This is a genomic window from Mesorhizobium sp. M0518 (assembly GCF_040321125.1).
Classification (GTDB): domain Bacteria; phylum Pseudomonadota; class Alphaproteobacteria; order Rhizobiales; family Rhizobiaceae; genus Mesorhizobium.
This window is the reverse complement of sequence record NZ_JAMYQY010000006.1, coordinates 64,304-90,051: the sequence shown is the minus strand read 5'-3', so window position 1 is coordinate 90,051 and position 25,748 is coordinate 64,304. Positions and strand designations below refer to the sequence as shown.

The 25,748-nt window shown below is 63.1% G+C and carries 30 protein-coding genes, 1 tRNA gene and 1 pseudogene; 19 read left to right on the top strand and 13 right to left on the bottom strand.

Translation table 11 applies throughout. From position 1 onward, the window contains the following. Positions 1-7 precede the first annotated feature (7 nt). Positions 8-1,225, top strand: coding sequence for an NAD(P)/FAD-dependent oxidoreductase (locus NKI66_RS10710; RefSeq protein WP_352440886.1), 1,218 nt, complete (start codon positions 8-10; stop codon positions 1,223-1,225). Here NKI66_RS10710 and NKI66_RS10705 read toward each other — a convergent pair. From NKI66_RS10705 to NKI66_RS10695, 3 genes and pseudogenes are all read right to left on the bottom strand, one after another. Beyond that, positions 1,222-1,988 (bottom strand): annotated as a pseudogene (locus NKI66_RS10705) (IS5 family transposase). The gene NKI66_RS10710 and the pseudogene NKI66_RS10705 overlap by 4 nt on opposite strands. A gap of 194 nt (positions 1,989-2,182) precedes the next feature. Beyond that, positions 2,183-3,025 (bottom strand): SDR family oxidoreductase, encoded by an 843-nt coding sequence (locus tag NKI66_RS10700; RefSeq protein ID WP_128303180.1) that lies wholly within the window; start codon positions 3,023-3,025, stop codon positions 2,183-2,185. 105 nt (positions 3,026-3,130) lie between these two features. Continuing rightward, entirely contained in the window at positions 3,131-3,514 is a 384-nt protein-coding gene (locus NKI66_RS10695) for a DUF1330 domain-containing protein (protein ID WP_127290690.1), read from the bottom strand. Positions 3,515-3,662: 148 nt separating this feature from the next. Here NKI66_RS10695 and NKI66_RS10690 point away from each other — a divergent pair, with 148 nt between their 5' ends. Further along, the gene (locus NKI66_RS10690) at positions 3,663-4,553 is read left to right on the top strand and encodes a LysR family transcriptional regulator (RefSeq protein ID WP_128303181.1); all 891 of its coding nucleotides are present in this window, start codon (positions 3,663-3,665) and stop codon (positions 4,551-4,553) included. A 213-nt stretch (positions 4,554-4,766) separates the two neighbouring features. On the opposite strand, the gene NKI66_RS10685 is transcribed toward NKI66_RS10690, so the two are convergent. Both NKI66_RS10685 and NKI66_RS10680 read right to left on the bottom strand, forming a co-directional pair. Next, positions 4,767-5,036, bottom strand: coding sequence for an alcohol dehydrogenase catalytic domain-containing protein (locus NKI66_RS10685; RefSeq protein ID WP_164892877.1), 270 nt, complete (start codon positions 5,034-5,036; stop codon positions 4,767-4,769). 128 nt (positions 5,037-5,164) lie between these two features. After that, positions 5,165-5,254: transfer RNA gene (locus tag NKI66_RS10680), tRNA-Ser, on the bottom strand. 358 nt (positions 5,255-5,612) lie between these two features. On the opposite strand from NKI66_RS10680, the gene NKI66_RS10675 reads away from it, so the two are divergent. The 5 genes from NKI66_RS10675 to NKI66_RS10655 all read left to right on the top strand — a co-directional run bounded on the left by NKI66_RS10675 (position 5,613) and on the right by NKI66_RS10655 (position 9,433). After that, complete coding sequence (locus NKI66_RS10675) at positions 5,613-6,317, top strand: DUF2569 domain-containing protein (protein WP_245486098.1); 705 nt, start codon at positions 5,613-5,615, stop codon at positions 6,315-6,317. Positions 6,318-6,624: 307 nt separating this feature from the next. Then, the gene (locus tag NKI66_RS10670; protein ID WP_128303183.1) at positions 6,625-6,948 is read left to right on the top strand and encodes a hypothetical protein; all 324 of its coding nucleotides are present in this window, start codon (positions 6,625-6,627) and stop codon (positions 6,946-6,948) included. Between the two features lie 101 nt (positions 6,949-7,049). Then, on the top strand, positions 7,050-7,715 hold the full coding sequence (gene msrA / locus NKI66_RS10665) for a peptide-methionine (S)-S-oxide reductase MsrA (RefSeq protein ID WP_128303184.1): 666 nt from the start codon (positions 7,050-7,052) through the stop codon (positions 7,713-7,715). A gap of 208 nt (positions 7,716-7,923) precedes the next feature. Further along, the gene (locus NKI66_RS10660) at positions 7,924-8,913 is read left to right on the top strand and encodes a BMP family lipoprotein (RefSeq protein WP_128303185.1); all 990 of its coding nucleotides are present in this window, start codon (positions 7,924-7,926) and stop codon (positions 8,911-8,913) included. 115 nt (positions 8,914-9,028) lie between these two features. Then, on the top strand, positions 9,029-9,433 hold the full coding sequence (locus NKI66_RS10655) for a GNAT family N-acetyltransferase (RefSeq protein WP_352751609.1): 405 nt from the start codon (positions 9,029-9,031) through the stop codon (positions 9,431-9,433). Between the two features lie 52 nt (positions 9,434-9,485). On the opposite strand, the gene NKI66_RS10650 is transcribed toward NKI66_RS10655, so the two are convergent. Then, positions 9,486-9,893 carry a hypothetical protein gene (locus NKI66_RS10650; RefSeq protein WP_352722344.1) on the bottom strand — a complete coding sequence of 136 codons (408 nt, stop codon included), beginning with the start codon at positions 9,891-9,893 and terminating at the stop codon, positions 9,486-9,488. A 20-nt stretch (positions 9,894-9,913) separates the two neighbouring features. Beyond that, positions 9,914-10,120: a SlyX family protein gene (locus tag NKI66_RS10645; protein WP_174800349.1), complete on the bottom strand. Its 207-nt coding sequence runs from the start codon at positions 10,118-10,120 to the stop codon at positions 9,914-9,916. 260 nt (positions 10,121-10,380) lie between these two features. Here NKI66_RS10645 and NKI66_RS10640 point away from each other — a divergent pair, with 260 nt between their 5' ends. Genes NKI66_RS10640 through deoA form a run of 6 tightly spaced genes read left to right on the top strand, consistent with a single transcriptional unit; the run spans position 10,381 to position 16,630 of the window. Further along, positions 10,381-11,913, top strand: coding sequence for an ABC transporter ATP-binding protein (locus NKI66_RS10640; RefSeq protein ID WP_352751607.1), 1,533 nt, complete (start codon positions 10,381-10,383; stop codon positions 11,911-11,913). Next, complete coding sequence (locus tag NKI66_RS10635) at positions 11,910-13,049, top strand: ABC transporter permease (protein ID WP_023812577.1); 1,140 nt, start codon at positions 11,910-11,912, stop codon at positions 13,047-13,049. The genes NKI66_RS10640 and NKI66_RS10635 overlap by 4 nt, the downstream gene beginning before the upstream one ends. A gap of 1 nt (position 13,050) precedes the next feature. Beyond that, a complete protein-coding gene (locus NKI66_RS10630) occupies positions 13,051-14,022 on the top strand; it encodes an ABC transporter permease (RefSeq protein WP_023812576.1) in 972 nt (323 codons plus the stop codon). Positions 14,023-14,078: 56 nt separating this feature from the next. Continuing rightward, positions 14,079-14,471, top strand: coding sequence for a cytidine deaminase (gene cdd / locus NKI66_RS10625; RefSeq protein WP_023812575.1), 393 nt, complete (start codon positions 14,079-14,081; stop codon positions 14,469-14,471). Positions 14,472-14,501: 30 nt separating this feature from the next. Beyond that, complete coding sequence (locus NKI66_RS10620) at positions 14,502-15,311, top strand: purine-nucleoside phosphorylase (RefSeq protein ID WP_352751605.1); 810 nt, start codon at positions 14,502-14,504, stop codon at positions 15,309-15,311. Beyond that, positions 15,311-16,630 (top strand): thymidine phosphorylase, encoded by a 1,320-nt coding sequence (gene deoA / locus NKI66_RS10615; protein WP_352751604.1) that lies wholly within the window; start codon positions 15,311-15,313, stop codon positions 16,628-16,630. The genes NKI66_RS10620 and deoA overlap by 1 nt, the downstream gene beginning before the upstream one ends. An 83-nt stretch (positions 16,631-16,713) precedes the next feature. On the opposite strand, the gene NKI66_RS10610 is transcribed toward deoA, so the two are convergent. The 3 genes from NKI66_RS10610 to NKI66_RS10600 form a co-directional block, all read right to left on the bottom strand. After that, entirely contained in the window at positions 16,714-17,277 is a 564-nt protein-coding gene (locus tag NKI66_RS10610) for a TIGR02281 family clan AA aspartic protease (protein ID WP_352751602.1), read from the bottom strand. A gap of 221 nt (positions 17,278-17,498) precedes the next feature. Beyond that, a complete protein-coding gene (upp, locus tag NKI66_RS10605; RefSeq protein WP_023812571.1) occupies positions 17,499-18,128 on the bottom strand; it encodes a uracil phosphoribosyltransferase in 630 nt (209 codons plus the stop codon). Between the two features lie 146 nt (positions 18,129-18,274). Beyond that, the gene (locus NKI66_RS10600; RefSeq protein ID WP_352751600.1) at positions 18,275-19,249 is read right to left on the bottom strand and encodes an adenosine deaminase; all 975 of its coding nucleotides are present in this window, start codon (positions 19,247-19,249) and stop codon (positions 18,275-18,277) included. 134 nt (positions 19,250-19,383) lie between these two features. Between NKI66_RS10600 and ubiE the strand changes: the two genes are divergently transcribed. The 5 genes from ubiE (at position 19,384) to coaBC (ending at position 23,804) form a co-directional block, all read left to right on the top strand. Beyond that, positions 19,384-20,160, top strand: a complete 777-nt coding sequence (gene ubiE, locus NKI66_RS10595; protein ID WP_127328341.1) for a bifunctional demethylmenaquinone methyltransferase/2-methoxy-6-polyprenyl-1,4-benzoquinol methylase UbiE — start codon at positions 19,384-19,386, stop codon at positions 20,158-20,160. A 70-nt stretch (positions 20,161-20,230) separates the two neighbouring features. Then, complete coding sequence (ubiB, locus tag NKI66_RS10590) at positions 20,231-21,805, top strand: 2-polyprenylphenol 6-hydroxylase (protein WP_352751598.1); 1,575 nt, start codon at positions 20,231-20,233, stop codon at positions 21,803-21,805. Between the two features lie 76 nt (positions 21,806-21,881). Then, positions 21,882-22,142, top strand: coding sequence for a FitA-like ribbon-helix-helix domain-containing protein (locus NKI66_RS10585; protein WP_023812567.1), 261 nt, complete (start codon positions 21,882-21,884; stop codon positions 22,140-22,142). Continuing rightward, positions 22,139-22,546, top strand: a complete 408-nt coding sequence (locus NKI66_RS10580) for a type II toxin-antitoxin system VapC family toxin (protein ID WP_023812566.1) — start codon at positions 22,139-22,141, stop codon at positions 22,544-22,546. The genes NKI66_RS10585 and NKI66_RS10580 overlap by 4 nt, the downstream gene beginning before the upstream one ends. A 25-nt stretch (positions 22,547-22,571) precedes the next feature. Then, entirely contained in the window at positions 22,572-23,804 is a 1,233-nt protein-coding gene (gene coaBC, locus NKI66_RS10575; protein WP_352610225.1) for a bifunctional phosphopantothenoylcysteine decarboxylase/phosphopantothenate--cysteine ligase CoaBC, read from the top strand. Positions 23,805-23,888: 84 nt separating this feature from the next. On the opposite strand, the gene NKI66_RS10570 is transcribed toward coaBC, so the two are convergent. The 3 genes from NKI66_RS10570 to NKI66_RS10560 form a co-directional block, all read right to left on the bottom strand. Next, positions 23,889-24,467 carry an invasion associated locus B family protein gene (locus tag NKI66_RS10570; RefSeq protein WP_023812564.1) on the bottom strand — a complete coding sequence of 193 codons (579 nt, stop codon included), beginning with the start codon at positions 24,465-24,467 and terminating at the stop codon, positions 23,889-23,891. 35 nt (positions 24,468-24,502) lie between these two features. After that, entirely contained in the window at positions 24,503-24,658 is a 156-nt protein-coding gene (locus tag NKI66_RS10565) for a hypothetical protein (RefSeq protein ID WP_164892878.1), read from the bottom strand. Between the two features lie 170 nt (positions 24,659-24,828). After that, positions 24,829-25,137 carry a hypothetical protein gene (locus NKI66_RS10560; protein WP_164892879.1) on the bottom strand — a complete coding sequence of 103 codons (309 nt, stop codon included), beginning with the start codon at positions 25,135-25,137 and terminating at the stop codon, positions 24,829-24,831. A 130-nt stretch (positions 25,138-25,267) separates the two neighbouring features. On the opposite strand from NKI66_RS10560, the gene NKI66_RS10555 reads away from it, so the two are divergent. Continuing rightward, on the top strand, positions 25,268-25,744 hold the full coding sequence (locus NKI66_RS10555) for an NUDIX hydrolase (RefSeq protein WP_023812561.1): 477 nt from the start codon (positions 25,268-25,270) through the stop codon (positions 25,742-25,744). Positions 25,745-25,748 lie beyond the last annotated feature (4 nt).

Here is a 25,748-nt window from a genome sequence, read left to right as displayed (position 1 = left end):
CGGAGCCATGGCGATCCCGCCTTACAAAGCGCCATCGCGCAACGCCTACGACATCGTCATCGTCGGCGGAGCGGTTGTCGGCTCGTCCACGGCCTACTGGCTGAGCCAGGCGCTGGGCAGCGGTGCATCGATCCTCGTGGTCGAGCGCGATAGCAGTTACGAGTTTTCATCGACAGCGCTGTCCACCAGCGCGATCCGGCAGCAATATTCCAATCCGATCAATGTGAAGATCAGCCAGTTCGGCATCGAGATCATCCGCACCTTCCAGGAGCGCATGGCACCCTTCTACAAGGACGAGCCGGCGCCCGATCTCGGCTTTCGTGAGCACGGCTATCTCTACTGCTGCTCCCCGGACGGCGTCGAAGCGGCCCGCGAGCGCGTCGACCTGCAGCGAAGTCTCGGGGCTCACACTGTCTTCCTCAAGCCGGGCCCGCTGAAGGATCGCTTTCCCTGGCTCAACGTGGATGATCTCGGCGGCGGTTCCTGGGGGGCCCGGGAAGAGGGCTGGTTCGATTCCATGGGGCTGATGAACGGTTTCCGCCGAGCCGCCCGGGCCAGCGGTGTCGAGTATATCGATAATGCCGTGACGGAGCTTGGCATCGCCAACGGGCGGGTCATCTCAGTGCGCCTCGCGACCGGCCAGACGATCGCCTGCGGAACATTGGTCAACGCCGCGGGTCCGCGCGCGCAACAGGTGGCAGCCATGGCCGGCCTGTCGATCCCGGTCGCGCCGTACAAGCGCTACAGCTTCGTCTTCGCCAGCGCCAATCCGATCCCTGGCCGGATGCCTAACGTCATCGACCTTTCCGGTACATTCGTGCGCCCGGAAGGCGAGCTTTTTCTCACCGGCAACACCCCGCAGGGCGACGGGCCGGCCGGCTACGACGACTTCGAAATGCAGTATGAAGAGTTCGACGAATATATCTGGCCGGCGCTCTGGCATCGCGTCCCGGCCTTCGATGCCCTCAAGGTCCAGACCAGTTGGACCGGCCACTACGAGTACAACATGCTCGACCACAACGGCATCGTCGGCTTCCACCCGCAGGTGACCAATTTCATGTTTGCCAACGGCTTCTCGGGGCACGGGCTGCAACAGTCGCCAGCCGTGGGCCGGGGAGTTTCAGAACTCATCGTTCACGGGGCTTTCCAGACGCTCGATCTGTCGCCGTTCTGTTACGAGCGCATAGAGCGCAACGAGCCGTTCCTCGAGGAAGCGGTGATCTAGGACGTAGACTCATTACCGCGTAGCCAGATGCGGATTGCGACGAGTTTGAGCGCGGTAAGATAGTTCTCAGCCAACTTGTCGTAGCGGGTTGCGATGCGGCGGAACTGCTTGGCTTTGTTGAAGAAGCGCTCAACCAAGTTGCGGCCTTATACAAGAAGGGGCTGAAGCAGATTGGGTCCTTGCGGTTGGCCTTGGGCGGGATGTTGGCCCATGCTTTTCGCTTGCTGACCGCATTACGCAAGGCGTTGGCATCATAGCCCTTGTCGGCGAGTAGCATGGCACCCTCCGGCAGATCCGTGATCAGGTCTGCTGCCGAGGCAATATCACTCATCTGACCTGCCGTGAGCATCAATTTGATCGGCATGCCTTTGGCGTCGACAAGAGCATGGATTTTGGTTGTCAGCCCGCCTCGGGAACGACCGAGACAATGATCTCGATCCCCCTTTTTTGCCGTCGCGCCCTGCTGGTGGACGCGAACAATAGAGGTGTCGATCATCTGCACCTTGCCGTCATGGACTTTGGTGATAGCGTCCATGAGGCGGTCCCACACGCCTGCTTTCCGCTATCGGACGAAGCGATTGTAACAGGTGGTGCGTGGACCATACCGCTCTGGTAAATCCCGCCAAGGCGCACCGGATCGCAGCACCCAGAAGATGCCGTTTAGCACGCACCGATCATCGACACGCGGCACCCCTCGTGGCCTTTTGGGCAAAAGTGGCTCGATCACGTGCCATTCGGAGTCGGTCAGGTCATATCGGCTCATGCAGAGTCTGGAATCAGATTCCGCTGCAATAGGAGAGCCGCCAGTCGACAATCGACCTCTTAGCGGACGTATTTGATCAATCCACAGGTGGCCGTTTTGGGGCTGCCGCAGCCACGAAGTCTTCACCTCGGAATTGCAGTGCCAGTGGTGTTCAGCCACCAGCACCGCAAGTACGGATGTTCCGCAGGGGTCGCTTAGTTATGGCCATTCTCGTCGATGGCGAGGGAACTCGAGAGCTCGCGATAGGCATCGATCTGCTGCTGCAGAATGGCAATCTTCTGCTCTGCCGTCGCAATGGCATCGGCACCGGCAAGGAAACGATGGGGCAGCACGTCCCCAGCCGCGAGCGTGATCAGTGCGTGCGCAAGCTTTGCGGGGTCACCCCCTTGCTTGCCGTTTTGAGAACGCCAGAAAGCGATCTGCGCCGTCCGCCGTTCGTTGTAGTCCTCGACGGAAGGCGCGGCATAGTTGGTCGACTCTTCCGTGAGAAGCTCGGTGCGGAAAAAGCCCGGGTTCACGATCATCGTCTCGATGCCGAACGGCACGACTTCGGTCTGCAGCGCCTCCATCCAGCCGTCGAGGCCGAACTTCGAGGCTGAATAGGCCGTGCAGAACTCGAAGCCCATTAGCCCGGCCGTCGAAGAGATCGAAATGACCCTGCCGGACCGCTGCTTGCGCATCGCTGGCAGAAAGGCCCGCGTCACGTTCATGGGACCGACGAGGCTGGTGCTGAGCTGCAGTTGCATCTGTTCGGCGGTCAGCTCTTCGAAATACCCGGCAAAGAAACTCGCCGCATTGTTGACCAGCACGTCGATGCGGCCAAACCGGTCAAGCGTTGCCTGGGCAGCGGCTTCGGCGTCGGCCGCGCTCGTCACGTCCAGCTTGACGATAAGGACGTTCTCGGACTTTCCGACGGCCCTTGCGACCTTTTCCGTGTTGCGGCCGGTTGCCACCACCTTGTGGCCCGCCGCCAATGCGGCCTTGGCGATATCCAGACCGAGGCCCCGGCCTGCGCCGGTAATGAACCAAACACTCATATTGCGCTCCTGTTCTCTAGGCCGCAGCTCGGCCTCGAATTCGGACGCGATGGCCAGCAGGGGCTGACGCCGCCCATGCCGGTATCCATCCGCCAGCGGACTGCGTCACTGCGGAAGGCCGGCGCCTTCGGTGATGATGCGAAATCCTTCGGTCGATTTGGTGAAAAACTGCCGGGCCGCCGTGTATTCCGGCGAGTTGTAGTAGCGCTGGGCGTCAGCAAGGCTCGGGAACTCGGCGATGGCTATCACCGATCTCGAGCTTCCTTCGATGGCAGTGACATTGGGGTTGTAGACGATCACCCGGCCGCCATACTTGGTGACGAGCGGCGAGGCGGCTTCGATGTACTGCTGAAACACCGCCTTATCCTTGATGTCATAGCTGCCGATCATGTAGGCGCGGGGGACGGCGCCCGTCGCTTCCTGAGCAAAGGCGGCAGGGCTCACGATCATGGTGAGGGCGGCGAGCGCGCCCACGATTACCTTCTTCATTTTGTTCTCCTTCGGTGGCCAGTTGGACGGTAGGCATTGCGCGGAGAGTTGCTCCGGACCGTCTGGCCTTGAGGTCAGGAAGTTAGCTCCTTTAGCGGCATGCAATTAGATGGTATAATCTGCATGGGCTTAGAAGTGGGGTTGATGAATGCGTCGCGACAGTCTGGATGACTTCCTGACCTTCATCGCCGTCGCCCGCGAGCGCAGCTTCACCAAGGCGGCCGCCAAGCTCGGGGTGTCGCAGTCGGCTCTGAGCTATTCGATCCGGACGCTGGAAGAGCGCCTCGGCGTTAGGCTGCTGACCCGCACGACCCGCAGCGTCTCGCTCACCGAAGCGGGGGATCGTCTGTTCCGAAGCATCGCTCCCAAGTTCGATGAGATCGCAAGCGAAATTGCCGCCCTCAGCGCCCTGCGCGACAAGCCGGCCGGCACAGTCCGGATCACCACCGTGGAGCATGCCGGCGAGACTATCATCTGGCCTGCCATGGTCGGGCTCATGCGCGACTATCCCGACATCAGGGTCGAGATCATCCATGACTACGGCTTGGCAGACATTGCGGCCGATCGCTTCGACGCGGGTGTGCGGCTTGGCGAACAGGTGGACAAGGACATGATCTCGGCGCGCATCGGACCAGACTTCCGCATGGCGGTTGTGGCAGCGCCTTCATACTTCGTAAGCCGCTCCCGTCCGGTCACGCCTGAAGACCTTGCCGATCACGCGTGCATACCCCTGCGACTGCCCACAGGCGGGCTCGCACCGTGGGAGTTTCGCCAGGAGGGGCGGGAGTTAAAGGTGCGCGTTCAAGGACACGCAGCGTTCAACACCCTCGCGATGATCCGTCAGGCCAGCCTTGAGGGATTCGGGCTCGCCTACCTGCCCGAGGACCTAGTGACCTCCCCCCTTGAAGAGGGTCGCCTGGTGCGTGTTCTTGAGGACTGGTGCCCACTCCGGCCGGGATATCACCTGTACTATCCAAGCCGGCGCCAACCCTCGCCGGCTTTCGCACTCGTGCTGGAAACGCTGCGCTACCGCGACTGAGTACGGTTGAAATAAGGATCGTCAGACCTTGGCGACCATGGCGCCTATCCAAGCAGCTCGGTACAGGAAGTCGGCGTCCGTTTCCCACCGATCCCGGTCTCCCCAATTTATGAGTTCACGGCCTAGGGCGAGATGATCGACCGTTTTGCTGCCATTCTCCGGTATTCGGCCCTGTTCAGAATATGACAGCACCGGGGCAACACTATCACACCTTCAGCACAAGCGCCCTGGTTGTCCTCCTGGCCTCGAGATCGCGATGAGCGTCGGCAGCCTGCGCCAGTAGGCGCCGACCGGCGGGCATGCATAGGCAATGCGGTCGCCGACTGAAAAGCCTGAAACCTCCGGGCCGACCGCTACGATGAGACCGGCGGCTTCAATGCCCGGAACGCCCGGCGGCTGCAGGAGGTCGAAATAGCCGGTCCCTGCAATAGACGTCGATGAAGTTGACCCCAATGAATGCGTGACGGATCTGGACCTCGCCACGCGATGGCGGCGCCAAGCCGATCTCCGCAAGCTGCAGAACCTCGGGTCCTCCGTGGCGCTCGACGAGGATTGCCTTGGTCCGTGTGCCCTGGGCGCCGGCTCCAGGCAACTCCGGCTGGGGTGCAAATTGGCGGAGAGAGCGGGATTCGAACCCGCGTTACGGTCTCCCGTAAACACACTTTCCAGGCGTGCGCCTTCAACCACTCGGCCACCTCTCCGTCCATGCATGTCGCGTCGGCCGGTTTCGCCGTGCGGGTTGGGGAGATGCACCTCCCTTGGGCTGAGGCGTGGAAATCCGCGCCGGCGCCGCCAACCAGCGAACGCCCTTCCCCGCACCTGAGCCGAAGCAACAGGCGCGGGGCTCATCTAGTCGATCCGGCGCCGAATGCCAAGCCATAACGGCAGTCTATTCGCTTTGCCGGCCACACAGTGTTTCACAAGGCGGCCGGCATGCCCGTTTTTACAGGCGCCGCCGCTGCAATGGTGTGCACAGGCAGGACCGCGGGGCCGGCCGCCCTTGACTTCCCCCGGAGTTGCCTGTCGGGTGCCGAGGCTTTGCGGGGGCATTGTGCGGACATGACATCAAGCAATGGACAGACGCCAGTCAGGCGGCCGGACAGCGGGCTGTCCTTCGTGCCGGTGGGCTGGCTTGTCTTCGTCATGGCGTGGTCGGTCTACGGCCTGATCTCCGTCTGGCCCGCGGTCGGCGCCACCGGCCTGCCAGACAGCGTGTTTTACCTTATCTATGGCGGGCTCGTCATCGATATCGTCACCATCCTGTGGGGGCTTTACCTGCTCGGCCTCGCCTTCGGCCGCTCGGCCCGCTTCCCGCGACGGTTCATCATCTGGCAGGTCGCCACAATCGTCTGGCTGGTGACCTGGCAGGCCTGTGCACTGACGATTTCGGATTTCGTCTTTTCGGGCCAGGCGCTTGCCATCATGGCTGCTCAAATCGCCATCGGCGTTCTCTGCATCTATCTGCTGCGCCGTGGATCCGAAGCCGATGCCGTTTATGTCAATCCGGAAACCGAAAGCCCGCCTGTCTTCGTCTCGGTCGTCGCCGCGCTGCTCGGCATCGTCCTGGGCGCGGTCATCGGCGCCGTGGGCGGATTCGCCATCGGCTCGGTGATCGCTGATGCCACCGAGATGAGCTGTTTCGAGGGCGCCTGCGGCTATTTCGCCGTGTTCACCGGCCTGGCCGGCCTGGCGATCGGCGCCATAGGCGGCGGCGTTTTTGCCGTCTGGCGTGTCCATCGGCGCAAAAGGAAGCCGGCCGCATAGTTCGCGCAGGGCAACGAATCCGGGTTCACCCGGGCTTTAGAGACTTCGCCGGCACGTCGGTTTGCAAGGCACCAAACGCAAAAACCCGCCTGTGCGGCGGGTCGTCGGCGCAAGTCAGCACCATGCCGAAATTGTTAGCATAGCTGCCCTCATATGTCAATGAAAAGCCACCCGGCCGACTGTCGTCCGGCCTTCTGTTGACCTGAGTTTGGAGTCTGCAAATTCGCGTATGGCGATTGCGATCCAGCCATGCGCATTCTATCTCTGAAAGGCCCCTCGATAGGGACCAGCCCGGAGGAGGGTTCTGATGTTTCGCTTCGTCTTTCGTCTTGCCGCAATGATCGCGCTGTCGATTTCCGTCATCATGGCGGTGCTCGACGCGACACGCACCGTGGCGGCCTCCGTTCTGGTGCTGACCCCGCTCAACACCAGTTGGCTGGCGGTCTCCCCCGACACGCGGGCCGCCTTCGAAACCTTCATCCGAACCAAGGCCAGCCCGCTGCTGTGGGACGGCGCCATCGCCTGGGTGCTGAACCAGCCGGGCTTCGCCGTGTTCGCGGTGCTGGCTTTCCTGCTCTATGTGATAGGCTACAGGCGGCCACCGCGTGCTGGGCAGTTCGCCGCCACCTAGAGCATCGGACCCAAAAGCGGTTGCCGGTTTTGGAAAATCCGATGCTCAAACAAAGCCGCCGTCATGCGGCATCTTATGTTTCACCCGGAGAGGAGCCGCGCATGTTCTTTCTCAGCGACATGCTGAATAAGAAGCTCAATCTGCCGAAGCCCTCCGAGGCCCTGCCGGGCCGCGCCAGGGCGATCCCGACCGCATCCAGGCACAAGGTCTTGAAAAGATCGCTCAAGGGTCCTTATCCCGAGAGGCTGGAGACGGCGATGTTCGGACTGGGCTGCTTCTGGGGTGCGGAGCGGCTGTTCTGGCAGATCGAAGGCGTCTGGGTCACCGCGGCTGGCTATGCCGGCGGCTTCACCCCCAATCCGACCTATCAGGAGACCTGCACCGGGCTTACCGGTCATGCCGAAGTGGTGCTGGTGGTCCATGACCCCGAGATCGTCTCCTATGCTGGGCTTCTGAAGCTGTTCTGGGAAAGCCACGACCCCACGCAGGGCATGCGCCAGGGCAATGATGTCGGCACCGCCTATCGCTCCGCGATCTACACGAGCGACGAGGCGCAATTGTCGGCGGCGAGCGCCTCGCGCGATGCGTATGAGACCTCGCTGCGCGGTGCCGGCCACGGCAGGATCACCACCGAGATCGCGCCGGCGGCCGAATTCTACTTCGCAGAATCCGATCACCAGCAATATCTGGCGAAGAATCCTTACGGCACGTGCAACCTCAAAGGCACTGGCGTCGCTTGCGCCATCCCTGCCGCCGCCTCCGCCTGACACTTGGCGCAAGGACAAGCTGCGGTGCGGCTTGCCCGCACCAAGCTTTTCCAAAAGGTCAAAATTCCGCGTGAATTTTGTTTCGGGCCATGCCAGATTGCCGCCGAGCGGGAGGGAGTACACTCCTGGCTGACGTCGTATGCCTGCCGGAGAACCGGGCCGGCATGCGGCGCGTAACGGAAAAAATAACCGACAGGGTGTGGATCACATGAAACGTATCGTTCTCGGCCTCCTGGCCGCAACCGCAATGGTTCTTCCGGCTTTCGCCGCGGATGTCCAGCCGGCCATCCTCTATGATCTCGGCGGCAAGTTCGACAAATCCTTCAACGAGGCTGCCTACAACGGCGCCGAAAAATTCAAGACGGAAACCGGTACGGCCTACGTCGAATTCGAGGTCTCCAATGCCTCGCAGCGTGAGCAGGCGCTGCGCCGCTTCGCCGAGGACGGCCGCAACCCGATCGTCATGGCCGGCTTTGCCTGGACGGACGCGCTGGCCAAGGTCGCCGCCGAATATCCCGACCTGAACTTCGCCATCATCGACGACCAGGTCGATCTGCCGAACGTGCGGTCGCTGAAGTTCAAGGAACAGGAGGGCTCCTACCTCGTCGGCGTCCTGGCGGCCATGGCTTCGAAGTCGAAGAAGGTCTCCTTCGTCGGCGGCATGGATATCCCGCTGATCCGCAAGTTCGAATGCGGCTATGTCGGCGGCGCCAAGTCAGCGGGCGCGACCGACGTCATCCAGAACATGACGGGTGATACGCCGGCTGCCTGGAACGATCCGGCCAAGGGCGGCGAGATCGCCAAGACGCAGATCGACCAGGGCTCCGACGTGGTCTATGCCGCGGCAGGCGGCACCGGCGTCGGCGTGCTGCAGGCGGCGGCAGATGCCGGCAAGCTCGGCATCGGCGTCGATTCCAACCAGAACGGCCTGCAGCCGGGCAAGGTGCTGACCTCGATGCTGAAGCGCGTCGACGTCGCCGTCTACACCGCCTTCATGGACGGCAAGAACGGCACCTTCAAAGGCGGAGTCGAGAATCTGGGCCTCAAGGAAGGCGGCGTCGACTACGCCATGGACGACAACAACAAGGCGCTGGTGACGGAAGAGATGAAGGCGGCCGTCGAAAAAGCCAAGGCCGACATCATTGCCGGCAAGGTCGAAGTACACGACTATACGGCTGACAACGCTTGCCCCTATTGAGCGGCACGAACACACAGCCATGATCTGCAAACCGCCGGGCGCCAGCCCGGCGGTTTTGTCTTTACCGGATCGAGCGAAACGTTCGCTCCGTGCCGGACACCGTTTGGGGATACAGATGCAGCCGAAGATCGGACCCATGGGCGAGCACGACGTAGCAGCGGTAGCCCAACTGCGCCTGGCTGCCTTTTTCGAGGGAACCGGAAGGACCCTCGGGGAAGATGCGGCAGGGCTTCGTGGCTTGATCGCCGGTGACGGCTTCGAGGCGGCATTCGTGGCCCGGATCGGCGACACCCCGGTCGGGACATGCCTGCTGGTACGCCACGAGCTGGAGCCCGCACATGATCTGACGCCATGGCTGGCCGGGTTGGTTGTCGATGCAAGATATCGACGCCGAGGCATCGCCACCGCGCTGGTCAAGGCAACGGAAGCCCATGCGGCGTCACGCGGCGTCGAGACGCTCTATCTCTACTCATGGGATGCGCGTGATTTCTACGCGGCCCTCGGCTGGAAATACCGTTGAGATAAGCGGCTCGGACGGCGAGACGATGGCGCTGATGTCGCGCCGGCCTCGCCTATAGCAGCTTCGCGACGACACAGCCCAGCGCGAACGCCACCATCAGCCCGGCGGCAACGACAACTCCGCGCCGGCCGCCAAGCGCGTGCACGCCAATGCCGTATGGTGGCCGGGACAGGCTTCGGATCACCGTGCGCGGTTTGACCTCATTGCCGCCGAGCTCGACGCTGCGCATCTGAGGTAACTCGGCTAGGCGTTGGGTAACCAGTTCCCAATGCCTGCCAGGCAGCAGGCCGCGTTTTCCGTAACGGTCGAAGAAATACATCTGCTCGGCAAGTCGCACGACCGCGTCGCGGAAGGCGGGATCGACCTCCAGGTCACGTTCGGCCCGTTCGCGGTCTTTGTCGTTCATAAGACCGAGCACATATTCGCCGGCCCGCGCGATGCGATCGCTTTCACTGACCACGGCGTGCACCTTCCCTTTCCTCACCAGTGCGGTGGCTTGGTTACCGGCACCTCATCTCCTGTCTGCTCCTCCAGCGCCAGGAAGCGATCCGTCAGCGCGTCGAGCTTGCGCTGCATGCGCTCGATCACTTTCCACTGCTCGGCGATCTGGCCGGACAGTTCCTCGATGGTCTTCTCCTGCTCGGCGGCGCGTATTTCCAGCGTCGTCAGCCGGTCGGCGGGCGTGATCATGTGAATTCCCCAGTCTTCACGGCGATGTCGTTCGCCGCGATGTCGTTCACCGCGATGTCGTTCACCGCGATGTTTTGCGCCGTGATGCGAATTTCGGCGCCGTCATACTAGCGAATGTGAAGGCCCCGGCCACGTTGCAAATTGACAAGCGCACCGGGATTTGTCGAGAGTGAACCGGCTCCGCCAATTGGCACGGGCGGAGCGTCATGCTAGGCGTTTTGACCAAGCGATAAAAAAATAAGAGTGGGACAGGCTGCATGGCGCAAGCCGCAATCGAGTTGATCGGCATCAACAAGAGTTTTGGTGCGGTGCGCGCCAACCGGGACATCAATCTTGAGATCGGTCGCGGCACGATCCACGGCATTGTCGGCGAGAACGGAGCTGGCAAGTCGACGCTGATGTCGATCCTCTACGGCTTCTACCAGGCCGACAGCGGCGAGATCCGCGTTGGCGGCCAGCCGGCCTCGATCAAAACCCCCAATGACGCCATCGCGCTCGGCATCGGCATGGTGCATCAGCACTTTATGCTGGTCGACAATTTCACGGTGCTGGAGAACGTCATCCTCGGCGCCGAAAGCGATGCGCTGCTGAAGAAGAGCATCGCCAAGGCGCGCTCCGAACTGGAGCGGCTGGAGCGTGAATACGGGCTGGAAGTCGATCCCGATGCAATCATCGAGGAACTGCCGGTCGGCCTGCAGCAGCGGGTGGAGATCCTCAAAGCACTCTATCGCGGCGCCGAGATCCTGATCCTCGACGAGCCTACGGGCGTGCTGACACCGGCCGAGGCCGATCACCTGTTCCGCATCCTCGGGCAGTTGAAGGACCAGGGCAAGACGGTGGTGCTGATCACCCACAAATTGCGCGAGATCATGGCCATCACCGACACCGTGTCGGTGATGCGCCAGGGCACGATGGTGGCGACGCGCGAGACCAGGAAGACGACTGTCGAGGAACTGGCCGAGCTGATGGTCGGGCGGCGCGTGCTCTTGCGGGTCGAGAAGGGCGAGGCCGAGGCCGGCGCCGTCAAGCTCGCTGTCAAGAACCTGACGGTCAGGGATACGCGCGGCGTCACCATGGTCGACGACATCTCCTTCGATATCAGGGCCGGCGAGATCGTCGGCATCGCCGGTGTCGCCGGCAACGGACAATCCGAACTGCTCGAGGCGATTTCCGGCATCAGGCGTGCCGTGTCCGGCTCGGTCATGCTCGACGGCAAGCCGATCGACCTGACCGGCGCCGCCGACCCCGGCGAACTGCGCGACCGTGGCCTCGCGCATGTGCCGGAGGACCGCCATCACGTCGGGCTGGTGCTGGCCTTCGAGGAGAACGAGAACTCGATCCTCGGCTATCACGACGACCCGCGCTATTTGAAGGGGCCGTTTCTCAACATCGATGCCATCCGCAACGATGCCAAGGACAAGATCGCCAAATACGATATCCGCCCGGCTGACTGCCGGCTGAAGACCGCCAATTTCTCCGGCGGCAACCAGCAGAAGATCGTGCTGGCGCGGGAGATGGAACAGGACCCCGGCGTACTGATCGTCGGCCAGCCGACGCGCGGCGTCGATGTCGGCGCCATCGAATTCATCCACAAACGCCTGATCGCCATGCGCGACCAGGGCAAGGCGGTGCTGGTGGTGTCGGTCGAGCTTGACGAGATCCGTTCGCTGTCCGACCGTATCCTGGTGATGTTTGCCGGCCGCATCGTCGGCGAGCGCGGCCCCGAAGCGACCGAGGGCGAGCTCGGCCTGCTGATGGCCGGCATCGAGCACCAGGAGGCCGCCGAATGAGCGCGCCTTACGCCAAACTGCCGGCCTGGGCCGACTATGGCCTGATCCCGCTGATCAATCTGTTCGTCGCCTTCGTCGTCGCCGGCTTCGTCGTGCTTCTGGTCGGCGAGAATCCGTTGCGCGCAGCCGTCATCCTGGTCGAAGGCGCCTTCGGCAAAGGCACCGGCATCGCCTTCACCCTCTTTTATGCCACCACCTTCATCTTCACCGGGCTTTCGGTGGCGGTGGCCGCGCATTGCGGCCTGTTCAACATCGGCACCGAAGGGCAGGCCTACATCGCCGGCCTCGGCATCGCCATCGTCTGCCTGAGCTTCGACAGCACACTGCCATGGTGGCTGACCTTCCCGCTGGCGATCATTGCTGCGGCGGCGGTGGGCGCATTGTGGGCGCTCATCCCCGCCTATCTGCAGGCCAAGCGTGGCTCGCACATCGTCATCACCACCATCATGTTCAACTTCATCGCCGCCTCGATCATGGTTTACCTGCTGGTCGGCCCGTTGAAGCCAGCCGCCTCGCAAGCGCCGCAGACGCGTAACTTCCTCGCCGGCGCGGAATTGCCCAAGCTCAACTGGATCATCGAGCTGTTCGGCGCCAAGATCCGTTCGGCGCCGCTCAACGTCACCTTCCTGCTGGCGCTGGTCATGGCCTTCCTGGTCTGGCTGCTGATCTGGCGCACCAAGCTCGGCTATGAAATGCGCACCTACGGTCACAGCCCGAAAGCGGCACGCTATGCCGGCATTTCCGAAACCCGCATCATCATCACCGCCATGATGATCTCGGGCGGGCTGGCCGGCATGATGGCGCTCAATCCGGTGATGGGCGATCAGCACAATGTCGCCATCGACTTCGTTTCCGGCGCCGGCTTCGTCGGCATCGCCGTGGCGCTGATGGGCCGCCTGCACCCTGTTGGCATCGTGCTGGCGGCAATCCTGTTCGGCATGCTCTACCAGGGCGGCGCCGAGCTCGCCTTCGAGATGCCGGCAATCAGCCGCGACATGATCGTCATCATTCAAGGCCTGGTGATCCTGTTTGCCGGTGCCCTCGAGCACATGTTCCGGCCCTACATCCAGGCGCTGTTCGCCTCGTTCAGTCCGCGATCGGTTGGCATGGAAGCGGTCAAGGGGAAAGGTGCCTGAGATGGATGTGTTCAACGCGATCATCCAGACATTGGACTCCACCATCCGCCTCTCGGTGCCGCTGCTGCTTGCCTGCCTCGCCGGGCTCTATTCGGAACGCGCCGGCATCTTCGACATCGGCCTCGAAGGCAAGATGCTGGTCGGCGCCTTCGCCGGTGCGGCCGCCGCTTCCGTGTTCCATTCGGCCTTTCTCGGCCTCGGCATGGCCATCCTGATCTCGGTCGCCTTTGCCATGATCCACGGCTTTGCCTCGATCACCCATCGCGGCAACCAGATCGTCTCCGGCGTGGCGATCAACTTCATCGCCGCCGGCTCGACCATCATCCTCGGCCAGGCCTGGTTCCAGCAGGGCGGGCGCACGCCGGCGCTGCAACCGGGCGAGCGCTTCGAGGCCATCACCTTGCCGGGCGCCGAGGCCATCCGCGACGTGCCGGTCATCGGACCGATCTATGCCGAGCTCCTGTCGGGCCACTCGATCCTGGTCTATCTTGCCTTCCTGATGGTGCCGTTCACCTGGTGGGTGCTGTTTCGCACCCGTTTTGGCCTCAGGCTGCGCGCCGTAGGCGAGAACCCGGCCGCCGTCGATACCGCCGGCATATCGGTCGCCTGGCTGCGCTACAGGGCGCTGATCTGCACCGGCATCCTCACCGGCATTGCCGGCGCCTACCTGTCGATGGTGCAAAATGGCGGATTCGTGAAGGACATGACCGCCGGCAAGGGCTATATCGCGCTGGCAGCCCTGATCTTTGCCAAGTGGAAGCCGGTCAACGCCATGTTCGCCTGCCTTCTGTTCGGCTTCCTGGACGCGGCGTCGATCCGCCTGCAGGGATCACCGCTGCCCATCATCGGCAAGGTGCCGGCACAGTTCATGCAGGCGCTGCCCTACATCCTCACCGTCATCCTGCTCGCCGGCTTCATCGGCAAGGCAATCCCGCCACGCGCCGGCGGCGTGCCTTATGTCAAGGAACGTTGAGCGGCAGGTCGGCTTTGCGCCGGGTTTTGAACACGATCATCGGAGAGAACACCTGAATGTCGCATGATCTGTTCGAGGCCGCCAAGGCCGCCATGGCCAGGGCCTACGCGCCCTATTCCAAGTTTCCGGTCGGCGCAGCCTTGCGCACCGAGGACGGGCGCGTCTTTACCGGCGCCAACATCGAAGTCGCCTCCTATCCGGAAGGCTGGTGCGCCGAGACCACGGCGCTCGGCCACTACATTATGGGCGGCGGCGGCAAGATCGTGGAGATCGCCGTCATCGCCGAACGCATGGCGAAATGCTCGCCTTGCGGCGGCTGCCGGCAGCGGCTGGCCGAATTCTGCCGGCCGGAAACAAAGCTCTATCTCTGCGACAATGCAGGTGTGGCCGAGACCGTGACCATGGGCGACATGCTGCCTTACGGCTTCCGCGGCGATATTTTGAAATGAACAATGGGCTCAAATGAACAGCTGGCAGCGATGACGGAAAAAGCCCTGGATCATCTCGTCGAAAGGCTGGACGGCCTGGCGCCGGCCACGGCACTGGTGCTCGGTTCGGGCCTCGGCGGTCTGGTCGCCCAGATCGAGGACCCGATCCGCATCTCCTATGCCGACCTGCCCGGTTTTCCCAGAAGCGGTGTCACCGGGCACGCCGGCGAAGTGGTGGCAGGGCTGTTTGCCGGCGTGCCGGTGCTGATGCTTTCGGGCCGCGCCCATTACTACGAGCACGGCGTTGCCGCGGCGATGCGGCCGGTGCTGGAAGTGCTTGCCGGCATCGGCATCACGAAGCTGATCCTCACCAATGCCGCCGGCTCGGTCGATCCGGACATGCCGCCGGGCTCGGTGATGCTGATATCGGACCATATCAATTTCTCGGGCACCAACCCGCTGATCGGCGAACCAAGCGACCGGCGTTTCGTCGGCCTGACTGAAGCCTATGATGCCGGCATCCGCCAGGCCATCGAACGGGCGGCAAATGCGACCGGCACCACCCTGCACAAGGGCGTCTATATGTGGTTCTCCGGCCCATGCTTCGAAACGCCGGCCGAGATCCGCATGGCGCGCATCATGGGCGCCAATGCAGTCGGCATGTCGACCGTACCGGAGGTCATTCTCGCCCGCTTCCTCGGACTGCGCGTCGCCGCCTGTTCGGTCATCACCAATTTGGCCGCCGGCATGACCGGGGCCGAGCTTTCGCACCAGGAGACCAAGGACATGGCACCGGTAGGCGGCGCGCGGCTGGCGACGATCCTGCAGCGCGTGTTTCGCGACGGACTGCTGGAGATCTGATGCTTCCCCAGGAAATCATCCGCCGCAAGCGCGATGGCCTCAGGCTGTCGGAAGAGGAGATCGCCGGCTTCGTCGCGGGCGTGACGTCGGGCGCCGTCACCGATGGCCAGGCCGGCGCCTTCGCCATGGCGGTGTTCTTCAACGGCATGAACCGCGACGAGGCCGTGGCGCTCACGCTGGCGATGCGCGATTCCGGCGATGTGCTCGACTGGTCGGACCTGCCCGGCCCGGTCACCGACAAGCATTCGACCGGCGGCGTCGGCGACAATGTCTCGCTGATGCTGGCGCCGATCGTCGCCGCCTGCGGCGCCTATGTGCCGATGATCTCGGGCCGTGGCCTTGGCCACACCGGCGGCACGCTGGACAAGATGGATGCCATCCCCGGCTACATCAGCCAGCCCGACGTCGCGCTGTTTCGCAAGGCGGTGCTCGAAACAGGCTGTGCCATCATCGGCCAGACCGCCGACCTCGCGCCCGCCGATCGACGGCTCTATGCGATCCGCGACGTCTCCGGCACGGTCGAATCGGTGCCGCTGATCACCGCTTCGATCCTGTCGAAGAAGCTGGCGGCCGGGCTGCAATCGCTGGTGCTCGACGTCAAGGTCGGCAACGGCGCCTTCATGGAAAAATCGCGCGACGCCACCGCACTCGCCAACAGCCTGGTTGAGATCGCCAACGGCGCCGGACTGAAGGCTTCGGCGTTGATCACCGGCATGAACGAGCCGCTGGCGTCGGCCGCCGGCAACGCCGTCGAGGTGCGCAACGCCGTTGATTTCCTCACCGGTCGGTTTCGCGACCGGAGGCTCGAGGATGTGACGCTGGCGCTGGCTGCCGAAATGCTGCAGTCGGCCGGGCTGGTATCGTCCAACCAGGATGGCATGCGGCGCGCCACCGAAACGCTCGCCAGCGGCCGCGCCGCCGCCACTTTCGCACGCATGGTGGCCGCGCTTGGCGGCCCCGCCGATTTCATCGAGAAACCGGAAAAGTATCTGCCGGCGGCGGCGATCGAATTGGCCGTCAAGGCAACCGCAAACGGCTTCGTCACCGGCATCGCCACCCGCGATATCGGGCTCGCCGTGGTCGGCCTGGGAGGTGGACGCACGCGGCCGGACGACAAGATCGACCCCGCGGTCGGCATCACCAGGCTGTTGCCGGTCGGTGCGGAGGTTGGGATCGGCGAGCCGCTGGCGCTGGTCCATGCCCGCTCATCGGCCGATGCTGAGGCCGCCGCGGCAACCGTGCTTTCGGCCTATACGGTCGGCGCCTCGAAGCCGCCCGCCGACAAGTCGGTCATCCGGCGGATTCTGCCGCGCGGCTAAAGCAATTCCAGGAAAAGTGTGAAACGGTTTTCCCGGGAAAAGCGCATAGCGCTTTCCCTTGGGAATTGCGGAAACGAACAGCCTTACTGGACGAGCAGCAGCGTGCCGTTCTCGACCTGGTATTTGTCGAGCCGGTTGAGGAAGCTCATGCCGATCAGATTGGTGCGCAGCGCCCTGTCGTCGAGCACGATGGTCTGGACGTCATTGACCGTGATGTTGCCGATCTGCAGGCGGTCGATCATGGCTACGGCCGCCTTGATGGTGCCGTTGGCGGTGTTGACCTCGCGGTTGAAGTCGGAAGCGTTCAACGACAGGCCGATTCTGCGCGCCGTCGAAATGTTGATGGCGACCAGCGTGGCGCCGGTGTCGATCATGCCGTCGACCTGACGTCCGTTGAGCTTGAAGGCCGATGAAAAGTGTCCGCGCTCGTCTGCCGCGACGACGACCTTGCGGCCCATCGGCAGCGGTGCCGCGGGCTTGTTGGGCACCGATGCCAGATTGACGTCCGGTTGGGCTTCGACCGCTTGTTTGCCCGGCACCGCCGACCTCAGCAGGTTTTCGACGAGTTGCGGATTCGACTGATACACAATCGGTATCGATGCCGATGAACCGGCGAAAACGGCGAGGATGAGAAGTTTGCGCAGCATGGATCGGCCTCGCCGCATGACCCCGGAAATCGGGATCGATTTCGGAAAGGCTCACGCGCAAATCAAAATGCTACAGCGTCCTTTGCGCGTCCGAAATGGACGCGCGGCGCCGTAGTGACAGCCGATCGTTAGGCCCGGATGGTGTTTGCCGCTTTAACGCGCGCCAAAACCGCGCCTTTGCGTAAACATTTGGTAAATCGTACCAGGTGAATTTGCCTGGTTTACTTGGTCCCGTACATGCGGTCGCCGGCGTCGCCGAGGCCCGGCATGATGTAGCCCTTCTCGTTGAGCTGGCGGTCGATCGAAGCGGTGAAGACGGGAACGTCCGGATGCGCCTTGATGAAGCGTTCGATGCCTTCGGGCGCTGCCAGCAGGCAGAGGAAGCGGATGTTGGTGGCGCCGCGCTCTTTCAGCTTGTCGATCGCCGCGATCGCCGAATTGGCGGTGGCCAGCATCGGATCGACGACGATCACCAGCCGGTCGGCGAGATCGCTCGGCGCCTTGAAGAAATATTCGACCGCTTCCAGCGTTTCGTGATCGCGGTAGAGACCGACATGGGCGACGCGGGCCGCCGGAACCAGGTCCAGCAGGCCTTCCAGCAAGCCGTTGCCGGCGCGCAGCACCGAGGCGAAGACCAGCTTCTTGCCCTCAAGCGTCGGCGCTTCCATGGTTTCCATCGGCGTTTCGATGGTCGTCGTCGTCAGTTCGAGGTTGCGGGTGACCTCGTAGCCTAGCAGCAGCGAGATTTCGCGCAGCAGCCGGCGAAAGCCGGCCGTCGAGGTTTCCTTCTTGCGCATGATGGTCAGCTTGTGCTGGACAAGCGGGTGGTCGACGACGGTGACGCCCTTCATGGTGTTCTCCTGATGCCTGCGCCCGAAAATGCGCGCATGGCCCTTTCGGACGCGCCGCGCTTCAAACTGCATGGGCGAACCCTAGCGGCAATGCGCCGGCCAAGGAACCGCTTGGCCCGCACCGACCACAGCTTTGTCGGCGGAAATCAGCGTGCCGCGCTGCTCAACCGGGCAAGAAGTGCCGTCTTTGTCTTTCTGTCGACGAAAGCGGCCTCGATGGCGGTGCGGGTGACGGCGGCCAGCGCCTTTTCGTTCATCGAGAAATGCTCGGCGGCAATCTCGTATTCCCGCTTCAGCGAGGTCCAGAAATAGGGCGGATCGTCGGAATTGAGCGTCACCTTGCAGCCGGCCGCCTGCAGGGCGGGAAATGGATGATCGGCGAAACTGTCGAACACCTTGAGCGCGATGTTGGAGCCGGGGCAGCATTCCAGCACGACGCCCTCGTCGGCGATGCGCCGGACCAGGTCCGGGTTCTCGATGGCGCGCACGCCATGGCCGATGCGGGATGGACGGATATGATCGAGCGCCGCCTGGACGGTCTCCCAGCCCGTCAGTTCGCCGGCATGGATGGTGATGCCGAGCCCGGCTTCGCGGGCGATCTCGAAAGCCCTGACATAGTCCTCCATATCGCCGATGCGCTCATCGCCGGCAACGCCGAAACCGGTGACCAGCGGATGCCCGCAGCGCGCCGCGAAGCGCGCCGCCTGCTCGATCGACTCGACGCCGACATGGCGCACGCCGGTAACGATCATGCGGCCCTCGATGCCGGTCTTGGCCTTGGCGCGGGCCATGCCTTCGCCGAGCGCATCGGTATAGGCCTTGGGCGACAGGCCGGCCTTTTTCGCGTGGTCCGGCGAGGTGAACACCTCGGAATAGATGGCGCCATCGCGAGCGAGACTGGTCAGATAGTGGTCGGCCAGCCGCGCATAGTCCTCCTCGGTCCGGAACAGATCGGCGGAAAAATCATAAGCCGCCAGGAAGGAGGTGAAATCGTGCCAGACGAAGGAACCGTTCTGGATATAGGGCGAGGTGTCCTTGCCGTATTTCTGCGCCTGGCGGATGACGAGTTCGGGCGCCGCTGCCCCTTCGATGTGGCAGTGCAGTTCCGCTTTCAAAGGCATTCAACCATCCCGTCGGTCCGTCCAGGTCTCGAAAACCCGCCACCTGGAAGCGCGGCTGAACACCGCGCCTTAAACAATAGCGCCCGCACCATCGATCGGCTATGGTCCCGCCGGTTTTATGACGGATCAAAAAAATGTCAGTTGAGAGAACCACGGCTGCGGGCGGCATGGAAACCTCCTATGGTTTCAAGCGTGTAGGGGCTGGCGACAAGCAGTCCCTGGTCAACGATGTTTTCCACAAGGTCGCCAACCGCTACGACCTGATGAACGATCTGATGTCGGCCGGCCTGCACCGGCTGTGGAAGGACGCCATGGTCACCTGGCTCAATCCTCCCAAAAGGATCGGCTGGCGCGTGCTGGACGTTGCCGGCGGCACCGGCGACATCGCCTTCCGCATCGTCGATGCCAGCCACGGCAATGCCCATGCCACCGTGCTCGACATCAATGGCTCGATGCTGGCTGTCGGCCGCGACCGGGCCGAAAAGAAGGGCCTGTCCGGCAACACCGATTTCGTCGAGGCCAACGCCGAGGAACTGCCCTTCCCTGATGCCACATTCGATGCCTACACCATCGCTTTCGGTATCCGCAACGTACCGCGCATCGAGGTGGCCTTGGGCGAAGCGTTTCGCGTGCTGAAGCCCGGCGGGCGCTTCCTGTGCCTGGAGTTTTCCGAGGTCGAGATGCCGCTGCTCGACAAGGCCTATGAAGCCTGGTCGTTCAATGCCATCCCCAAGATCGGCAAGATGGTCACTGGCGACGGCGAACCCTATTCCTATCTGGTCGAATCGATCGCCAGGTTTCCCAATCAGCAGAATTTCGCGACGATGATTTCCCGCGCCGGCTTCGACCGCGTTTCCTTCCGCAACTATTCCGGCGGTATTGCAGCACTTCATTCGGGCTGGAAGCTTTGAGGCCGGACCGCATTTCTCATAATCGACGCGTGCTATGCCGGTTCAAAGAGCCGGCAGGATTGGCGCTGCCATGAGCAATGTCAGTGCAGGATTCCGGCTCGTAAGGGCCGGCTGGGTTCTGGTCCGCGAGGGTGTCGTCGCCGCCTTGCCGGGTGAGGAGCTGTCGGGCCTGCCGAAGTTCGGCTGGCGGATGGCGCGGCTGTTCACCCGCCGCCGCGCGCTGGCCTATGAGCGCAGCGACCGGCTGGCCAAGGCGGTCGTCCGGCTCGGTCCATCTTATGTAAAGCTCGGCCAGTTCCTGGCGACGCGGCCCGACGTCGTCGGCAACGACATGGCGCTCGATCTCGCCACGTTGCAGGACAAGATGCACACCTTCCCCCGGGCCGACGCCATCGCGGCGGTCGAGGCTTCGCTCGGGCGCAAGATCGGCGCCCTCTATACGCAATTCGGCGACCCGGTCGCCGCCGCCTCCATCGCCCAGGTCCATGCCGCCGACGCTCTCCATGACGGCATTGCCACCAAGGTGGCGGTCAAGGTGATCCGGCCAGGCGTGCGCCGCCGTTTCTTCCAGGATCTCGAAAGCTATTTCCTCGCCGCTCGCCTGCAGGAGAAATACATCCCCTCGTCACGCCGGCTGCGGCCGGTCGAGGTCACCCAGACGCTGGCACAGACCACCAAGATCGAGATGGATCTTCGCCTCGAGGCGGCGGCTCTCTCGGAGCTCGGCGAAAGCACCAGGGATGACCCCGGCTTTCGCGTGCCGTCCGTCGACTGGGAGCGCACCGGCCGCGACGTCTTGACCATGGAATGGGTCGACGGTGTCAAGATGAACGACATTGCCGGCCTGGAGGCCGCCGGCCATGAACTGAAGGCGATCGCAGCAAACCTCATCCAGTCGTTCCTGCGCCACACGCTGCGCGACGGGTTCTTCCATGCCGACATGCATCCGGGCAATTTGTTCGTCGAGGCAAACGGCACCATCGTTGCCGTCGATCTCGGCATTGCCGGCAGGCTCGGCAAGAAGGAGCGCCGCTTCCTCGCCGAAATTCTCTATGGCTTCATCACGCGCGACTATCTGCGTGTCGCCGAGGTCCATTTCGAGGCCGGCTATGTGCCGCGCCAGCACAATGTTGCAGCCTTCGCGCAGGCGATCCGGGCCATCGGCGAGCCGATCCATGGCCAGCCGGCCGAGACCATCTCGATGGCCAAGCTTCTGACGCTGCTGTTCGAGGTCACCGAACTCTTCGACATGGCGACGCGGCCCGAATTGATCCTGTTGCAGAAGACCATGGTGGTGGTCGAGGGCGTGGCGCGCACGCTCGACCCGGCCTTCAACATGTGGAAGACGGCCGAGCCGGTGGTCGGCGACTGGATATCAGGCAATCTTGGGCCGCGTGGCATGATGATCGATGCGCGTGACGGCGCCAGGGCGCTGCTCACGCTGGCCCGCCAGATTCCCGAGCTTGCGGCGCGCACCGACCGGCTGTCGCGCGAGATCGACCTGATGGCCGAGCACGGCCTGCGCTTCGACGAAACCACCGCCCACGCCATTGGCAAGGCCGAGGCGCGCTACAGCCGCTCCGGCCGCTGGGCACTGTGGGTCATCGCCCTGACGCTCGTCTATATCGCCTGGAAGATCATCTGAGTGCATGCAATGACAGCAATGCTGTCATTGCATGCACGCTGCTTGTTGCCTATATTAAGCGGCTTGGAGCAAGACCATGAGCACGATAACAGTCCGCAACCTTGACGACAACGTGAAGCAGGTGCTCCGCGAGCGCGCCGCCGCGCGCGGCGTTTCGATGGAGCAGGAAGTGCGGGATGCCTTGCGTGAGGCGGCAATCCCAAAAACCAGGCTTGAGAATGGGGCGTGGCGACTGAAGGCTTCCCGTGACGAAATCTTGGCGCTCGGGCGGAAGCTGGAACGCCCTTTTGATCTCAAAGCGATTACTGACCATATGTGGGACGAGGGACTTCTGTGACAGTCGCGGTCGATACCTCGGCGTTGATCGCAATCCTAGGCTCGGAGCCGGATGCCGCTGCATTCGTCGACGTTTTCGGTACCTCATCTGTTGCACTGGTAAGCGCAGCGACGCTGCTGGAGGCGCATTGTGTCGCGAGCCGGTCGAGTGATGGCGTTAACGTCAACGAACTCAAACTGCTAATCGATCTTCTCGAGTTGACGGTAGTTCCTTTTGATTTAGCGCAGCTTGAAGTCGCACGGCTTGCCTACTCTCTCTATGGCCGTGGATCTCATCATCGTGCTGATCTCAACATGGGCGACTGTTTCGCTTACGCCTTGGCCAAGACGCGAAACCTGCCGCTGCTTTTCAAGGGTAATGATTTCATCCATACCGATATCGAACCGGCGCTGAAGCCGGCATGACACTGGACAGGAACTGGTCTCAGGCATGAGCCTCTCCGGCAAGCGCATCCTGCTCATCATTGGCGGCGGCATCGCCGCCTACAAGGCGCTCGATCTGATCCGCCGGCTGCGCGAGCGTGGTGCGGCGGTGCGGGTGATCATGACATCGGCGGCACAGGAATTCATCACCACGCTGTCGGCCGGCGCGCTCTCCGCCGACCATGTCTTTACCGAACTGTTCGACCGCCAGGACGAGCACGATGTCGGCCACATCAGGCTGTCGCGCGAGGCCGATCTGCTGGTGGTGGCGCCCGCCACCGCCGACCTGATGGCCAAGCTCGCAAACGGCCACGCCAACGATCTGGCCTCCACGGTGCTCATCGCCACGGACAAGCCGGTGTTGATGGCGCCGGCCATGAACACCAGAATGTGGGCGCATCCGGCCACCCGCCGCAATCGCGCGACGCTGCAGAAGGACCGCGTCACCTTCGTCGGTCCGGCCAGGGGTGAGATGGCCGAAAGCAATGAAGCCGGCGAAGGCCGCATGGCCGAGCCGCTGGAGATCGTCGCCGCCATCGAGGCACTGCTCGACGTCGGCCCGAAGTCGCTGTCGGGGCGCAAGATCATCGTCACCTCCGGCCCGACGCATGAGCCGATCGACCCGGTGCGCTACATCGCCAACCGTTCGTCCGGCAAGCAGGGCCATGCCATCGCGGCAGCACTGGCCAGGCTCGGCGCCGATGTGCACCTCGTCTCCGGCCCTGTCGGCATCGTCGATCCGGCTGGCGTGAAGACCATCCATGTCGAACGTGCGCAAGAGATGCGCGACGCGGTGGAACAGCTCCTGCCCGCAGACGCGGCGGTGTTCGTCGCCGCCGTGGCCGACTGGCGAACCGAGAATTCAGCCGGTGAGAAGATCAAGAAGGTCGCCGGCGAAGGGCCGCCGGTGCTGCGCATGGTCGAGAATCCCGACATTCTCGCCAGCGTCGGCCATCACAGCCAGCGACCCGGCCTGGTTATCGGCTTCGCCGCCGAGACGCAGGATCTCCTGCGCAACGCCGAGGCCAAACTCAAGAAAAAAGGCGCCGATCTCATCGTCGCCAACGACGTGTCGCAGGGAAGCGGCGTCGGTTCTTCGGGCGTGATGGGCGGCGATCGCAACCGGGTGCGGATCGTGTCAAAGGCTGGCGTCGAGGAATGGCCGGAGATGAGCAAGGATGATGTGGCGGCGCGGCTCGCCGCCCTGATCGCCGAAAGGCTTAAAACGATCGTCGTTTGAGCTGAAAGACGTTCTGCTGCAGTGACGCACCGCCCTGCCGCGAGATGGCATTCAGGCGGCGCGCTTTAAGTCCTGCGGCCTACATCAATTGGTCAAAAGCTCGGCGGTCCGGGCAAGCGCGCCGGCGAAGCCGTTGAGCGGAATGGAGAAGCTCACCGCTTGTCCGGTGTCTGCCGCGAAAGCGTCGATCTTCAGTGTGGTGCCTGATTTCAGCAGTGGCGTGACAGTCGCATCGAACACCACCGGCACCAGACAGCCGACGACCTGGCAGGTGTTGAACGCCAGGCTGCCGTCCAGCTTCTGATCGTCGATGGTCAGGCTGACCCCCTTGGCCAGCGCCAGGCCGAACGGCAACGCAAGCGTGCCCGTGGCATCCTCGCCGGTCTTGCTCGACAGCTCGATCGCCAGCAGCCGCTGATTGCTTTGCTTGTTGAATTGCTGATGCGACAGGCTGCAGGTCTTGGCCGTGCCCGATATCTGGCAATTGACCGTCCAGTCGCCGTGGGTTTCAGACAGTGCCGACGCGCCGCCGGGCAACTGCGGCGCATCCGCGGCAGCGGGTGCCGCGACCGCCTTGTCGCTCTTGGTTTGTGCCGCCACGGCCGCCACGCCGACGGTGCAGGCAACACCCAGCATCGCCACGAAATGCGCGTACTTCCTCATCAAGATCCCTCCCGCCCGGCTCCGCCTCGGGCCAGCTAGAAACTGACCTTGAGAGACGCGCTGATCGCGTTCTGTTTAACCGTTTCGCCGAAGGCGCCATTATATCTGACGGACATGCCGACGCCATTGACGCCATTCAGCTCAAGGCCGGCGCCGACCCGATAGAGCGGCGAATCGACGGCCTCCGTCAAGTGCAATGCGGGGCTGCCAGGCAGATTCTCCGCCGCCGCGAAGCGACCTTCGGGGGTGACAAGCAGATTTGGTCGCTCGACCCGCTGGCCATGGCATCGCCGCGCAAACGTCCTATATCAGTGGGCAGAGTTTTTTGCGCGGGAATGAGCGAATGTCGGCACTTCGGCCATCAACGATCTTCACAGTGGCAATGCTGGCCACGGCAGTGCTGGCGGGCGTTTGCCTGCCGGCTTCCGCACAAGCGCTCAATTCCGCTACCGGCAACAATGCGCTGATCCGGCAGAACGACCTGCAAATCCTGCAAAACAGGATACAGCGGCAGCAATATCAGCAGCAACAGCGGCAGTACCGCGCCCAGGACCGCCAGATCGTTCAGCAACCGCCCCCGGTCGTGCAGCAGCTCAAGCCAAGCTGCCAGACCCAGATAATCGGCACCACCGCCGTGAGCAATTGCCGCTGACAACAAGGCCTTTTTCATTTATTTAGCCGACTTAGGTATTTCGAGTGTCTTTCGGCATATGCGAAAGTTTTGGCGGCACATGCGAAAGTTTTGGTTTTGCAACGACGCCTTGTCGCGCTATGCGGCATTGCATCGACTGGATTGACGAATGGCAGCCACCAAGAAGAAAGCCGTACGCAAGGCAAAAAAGGGCGAAAGAATCCGCCAGGTGGCGGCTGTTCCCTTTCGGCTGATCGCGCGCGGCGACATCGAGGTCATGCTGGTTACGTCGCGCACCACCAGGCGCTTCATCGTACCCAAGGGCTGGCCGATGAAGGGCAAGAGCGGGCGCAAGGCGGCCACCATCGAGGCGCAGGAGGAAGCCGGCGTACTCGGCAAGACGCTGAAGCAGCCGGCAGGCACCTATTCCTACTGGAAGCGGCTGGCCAATCGCTTTGTCCGCGTCGACGTCATCGTCTATCTGCTCGAGGTAACGGAGGAACTGGCCGATTGGCAGGAAGCCAAACGACGCCAGCGGGCCTGGCTGGCACCAGCCGATGCGGCCATGCTCATCGACGAGCCGGATCTTTCAACGTTGGTGAAGACGCTGAAGCTTCCCCAGCCTATGCAGGTGGACAAGGCGTAAAGCC

What these genes read in the sequence shown, in the direction of transcription:
- deoA (WP_352751604.1), top strand. Translation starts at nt 15,311, where the DNA reads ATGCTTCCCCAGGAAATCATCCGCCGCAAGCGCGATGGCCTCAGGCTG.
- NKI66_RS10570 (WP_023812564.1), bottom strand. Translation starts at nt 24,467, where the DNA reads ATGAGGAAGTACGCGCATTTCGTGGCGATGCTGGGTGTTGCCTGCACC.
- NKI66_RS10560 (WP_164892879.1), bottom strand. Translation starts at nt 25,137, where the DNA reads ATGAAAAAGGCCTTGTTGTCAGCGGCAATTGCTCACGGCGGTGGTGCC.
- NKI66_RS10630 (WP_023812576.1), top strand. Translation starts at nt 13,051, where the DNA reads ATGGATGTGTTCAACGCGATCATCCAGACATTGGACTCCACCATCCGC.
- coaBC (WP_352610225.1), top strand. Translation starts at nt 22,572, where the DNA reads ATGAGCCTCTCCGGCAAGCGCATCCTGCTCATCATTGGCGGCGGCATC.
- NKI66_RS10700 (WP_128303180.1), bottom strand. Translation starts at nt 3,025, where the DNA reads ATGAGTGTTTGGTTCATTACCGGCGCAGGCCGGGGCCTCGGTCTGGAT.
- NKI66_RS10585 (WP_023812567.1), top strand. Translation starts at nt 21,882, where the DNA reads ATGAGCACGATAACAGTCCGCAACCTTGACGACAACGTGAAGCAGGTG.
- NKI66_RS10620 (WP_352751605.1), top strand. Translation starts at nt 14,502, where the DNA reads ATGACGGAAAAAGCCCTGGATCATCTCGTCGAAAGGCTGGACGGCCTG.
- cdd (WP_023812575.1), top strand. Translation starts at nt 14,079, where the DNA reads ATGTCGCATGATCTGTTCGAGGCCGCCAAGGCCGCCATGGCCAGGGCC.
- NKI66_RS10710 (WP_352440886.1), top strand. Translation starts at nt 8, where the DNA reads ATGGCGATCCCGCCTTACAAAGCGCCATCGCGCAACGCCTACGACATC.
- NKI66_RS10690 (WP_128303181.1), top strand. Translation starts at nt 3,663, where the DNA reads ATGCGTCGCGACAGTCTGGATGACTTCCTGACCTTCATCGCCGTCGCC.
- NKI66_RS10655 (WP_352751609.1), top strand. Translation starts at nt 9,029, where the DNA reads ATGCAGCCGAAGATCGGACCCATGGGCGAGCACGACGTAGCAGCGGTA.
- ubiE (WP_127328341.1), top strand. Translation starts at nt 19,384, where the DNA reads ATGTCAGTTGAGAGAACCACGGCTGCGGGCGGCATGGAAACCTCCTAT.
- NKI66_RS10660 (WP_128303185.1), top strand. Translation starts at nt 7,924, where the DNA reads ATGAAACGTATCGTTCTCGGCCTCCTGGCCGCAACCGCAATGGTTCTT.
- ubiB (WP_352751598.1), top strand. Translation starts at nt 20,231, where the DNA reads ATGAGCAATGTCAGTGCAGGATTCCGGCTCGTAAGGGCCGGCTGGGTT.
- NKI66_RS10675 (WP_245486098.1), top strand. Translation starts at nt 5,613, where the DNA reads ATGACATCAAGCAATGGACAGACGCCAGTCAGGCGGCCGGACAGCGGG.
- NKI66_RS10555 (WP_023812561.1), top strand. Translation starts at nt 25,268, where the DNA reads ATGGCAGCCACCAAGAAGAAAGCCGTACGCAAGGCAAAAAAGGGCGAA.
- msrA (WP_128303184.1), top strand. Translation starts at nt 7,050, where the DNA reads ATGTTCTTTCTCAGCGACATGCTGAATAAGAAGCTCAATCTGCCGAAG.
- NKI66_RS10600 (WP_352751600.1), bottom strand. Translation starts at nt 19,249, where the DNA reads ATGCCTTTGAAAGCGGAACTGCACTGCCACATCGAAGGGGCAGCGGCG.
- upp (WP_023812571.1), bottom strand. Translation starts at nt 18,128, where the DNA reads ATGAAGGGCGTCACCGTCGTCGACCACCCGCTTGTCCAGCACAAGCTG.
- NKI66_RS10640 (WP_352751607.1), top strand. Translation starts at nt 10,381, where the DNA reads ATGGCGCAAGCCGCAATCGAGTTGATCGGCATCAACAAGAGTTTTGGT.
- NKI66_RS10610 (WP_352751602.1), bottom strand. Translation starts at nt 17,277, where the DNA reads ATGCTGCGCAAACTTCTCATCCTCGCCGTTTTCGCCGGTTCATCGGCA.
- NKI66_RS10670 (WP_128303183.1), top strand. Translation starts at nt 6,625, where the DNA reads ATGTTTCGCTTCGTCTTTCGTCTTGCCGCAATGATCGCGCTGTCGATT.
- NKI66_RS10635 (WP_023812577.1), top strand. Translation starts at nt 11,910, where the DNA reads ATGAGCGCGCCTTACGCCAAACTGCCGGCCTGGGCCGACTATGGCCTG.
- NKI66_RS10695 (WP_127290690.1), bottom strand. Translation starts at nt 3,514, where the DNA reads ATGAAGAAGGTAATCGTGGGCGCGCTCGCCGCCCTCACCATGATCGTG.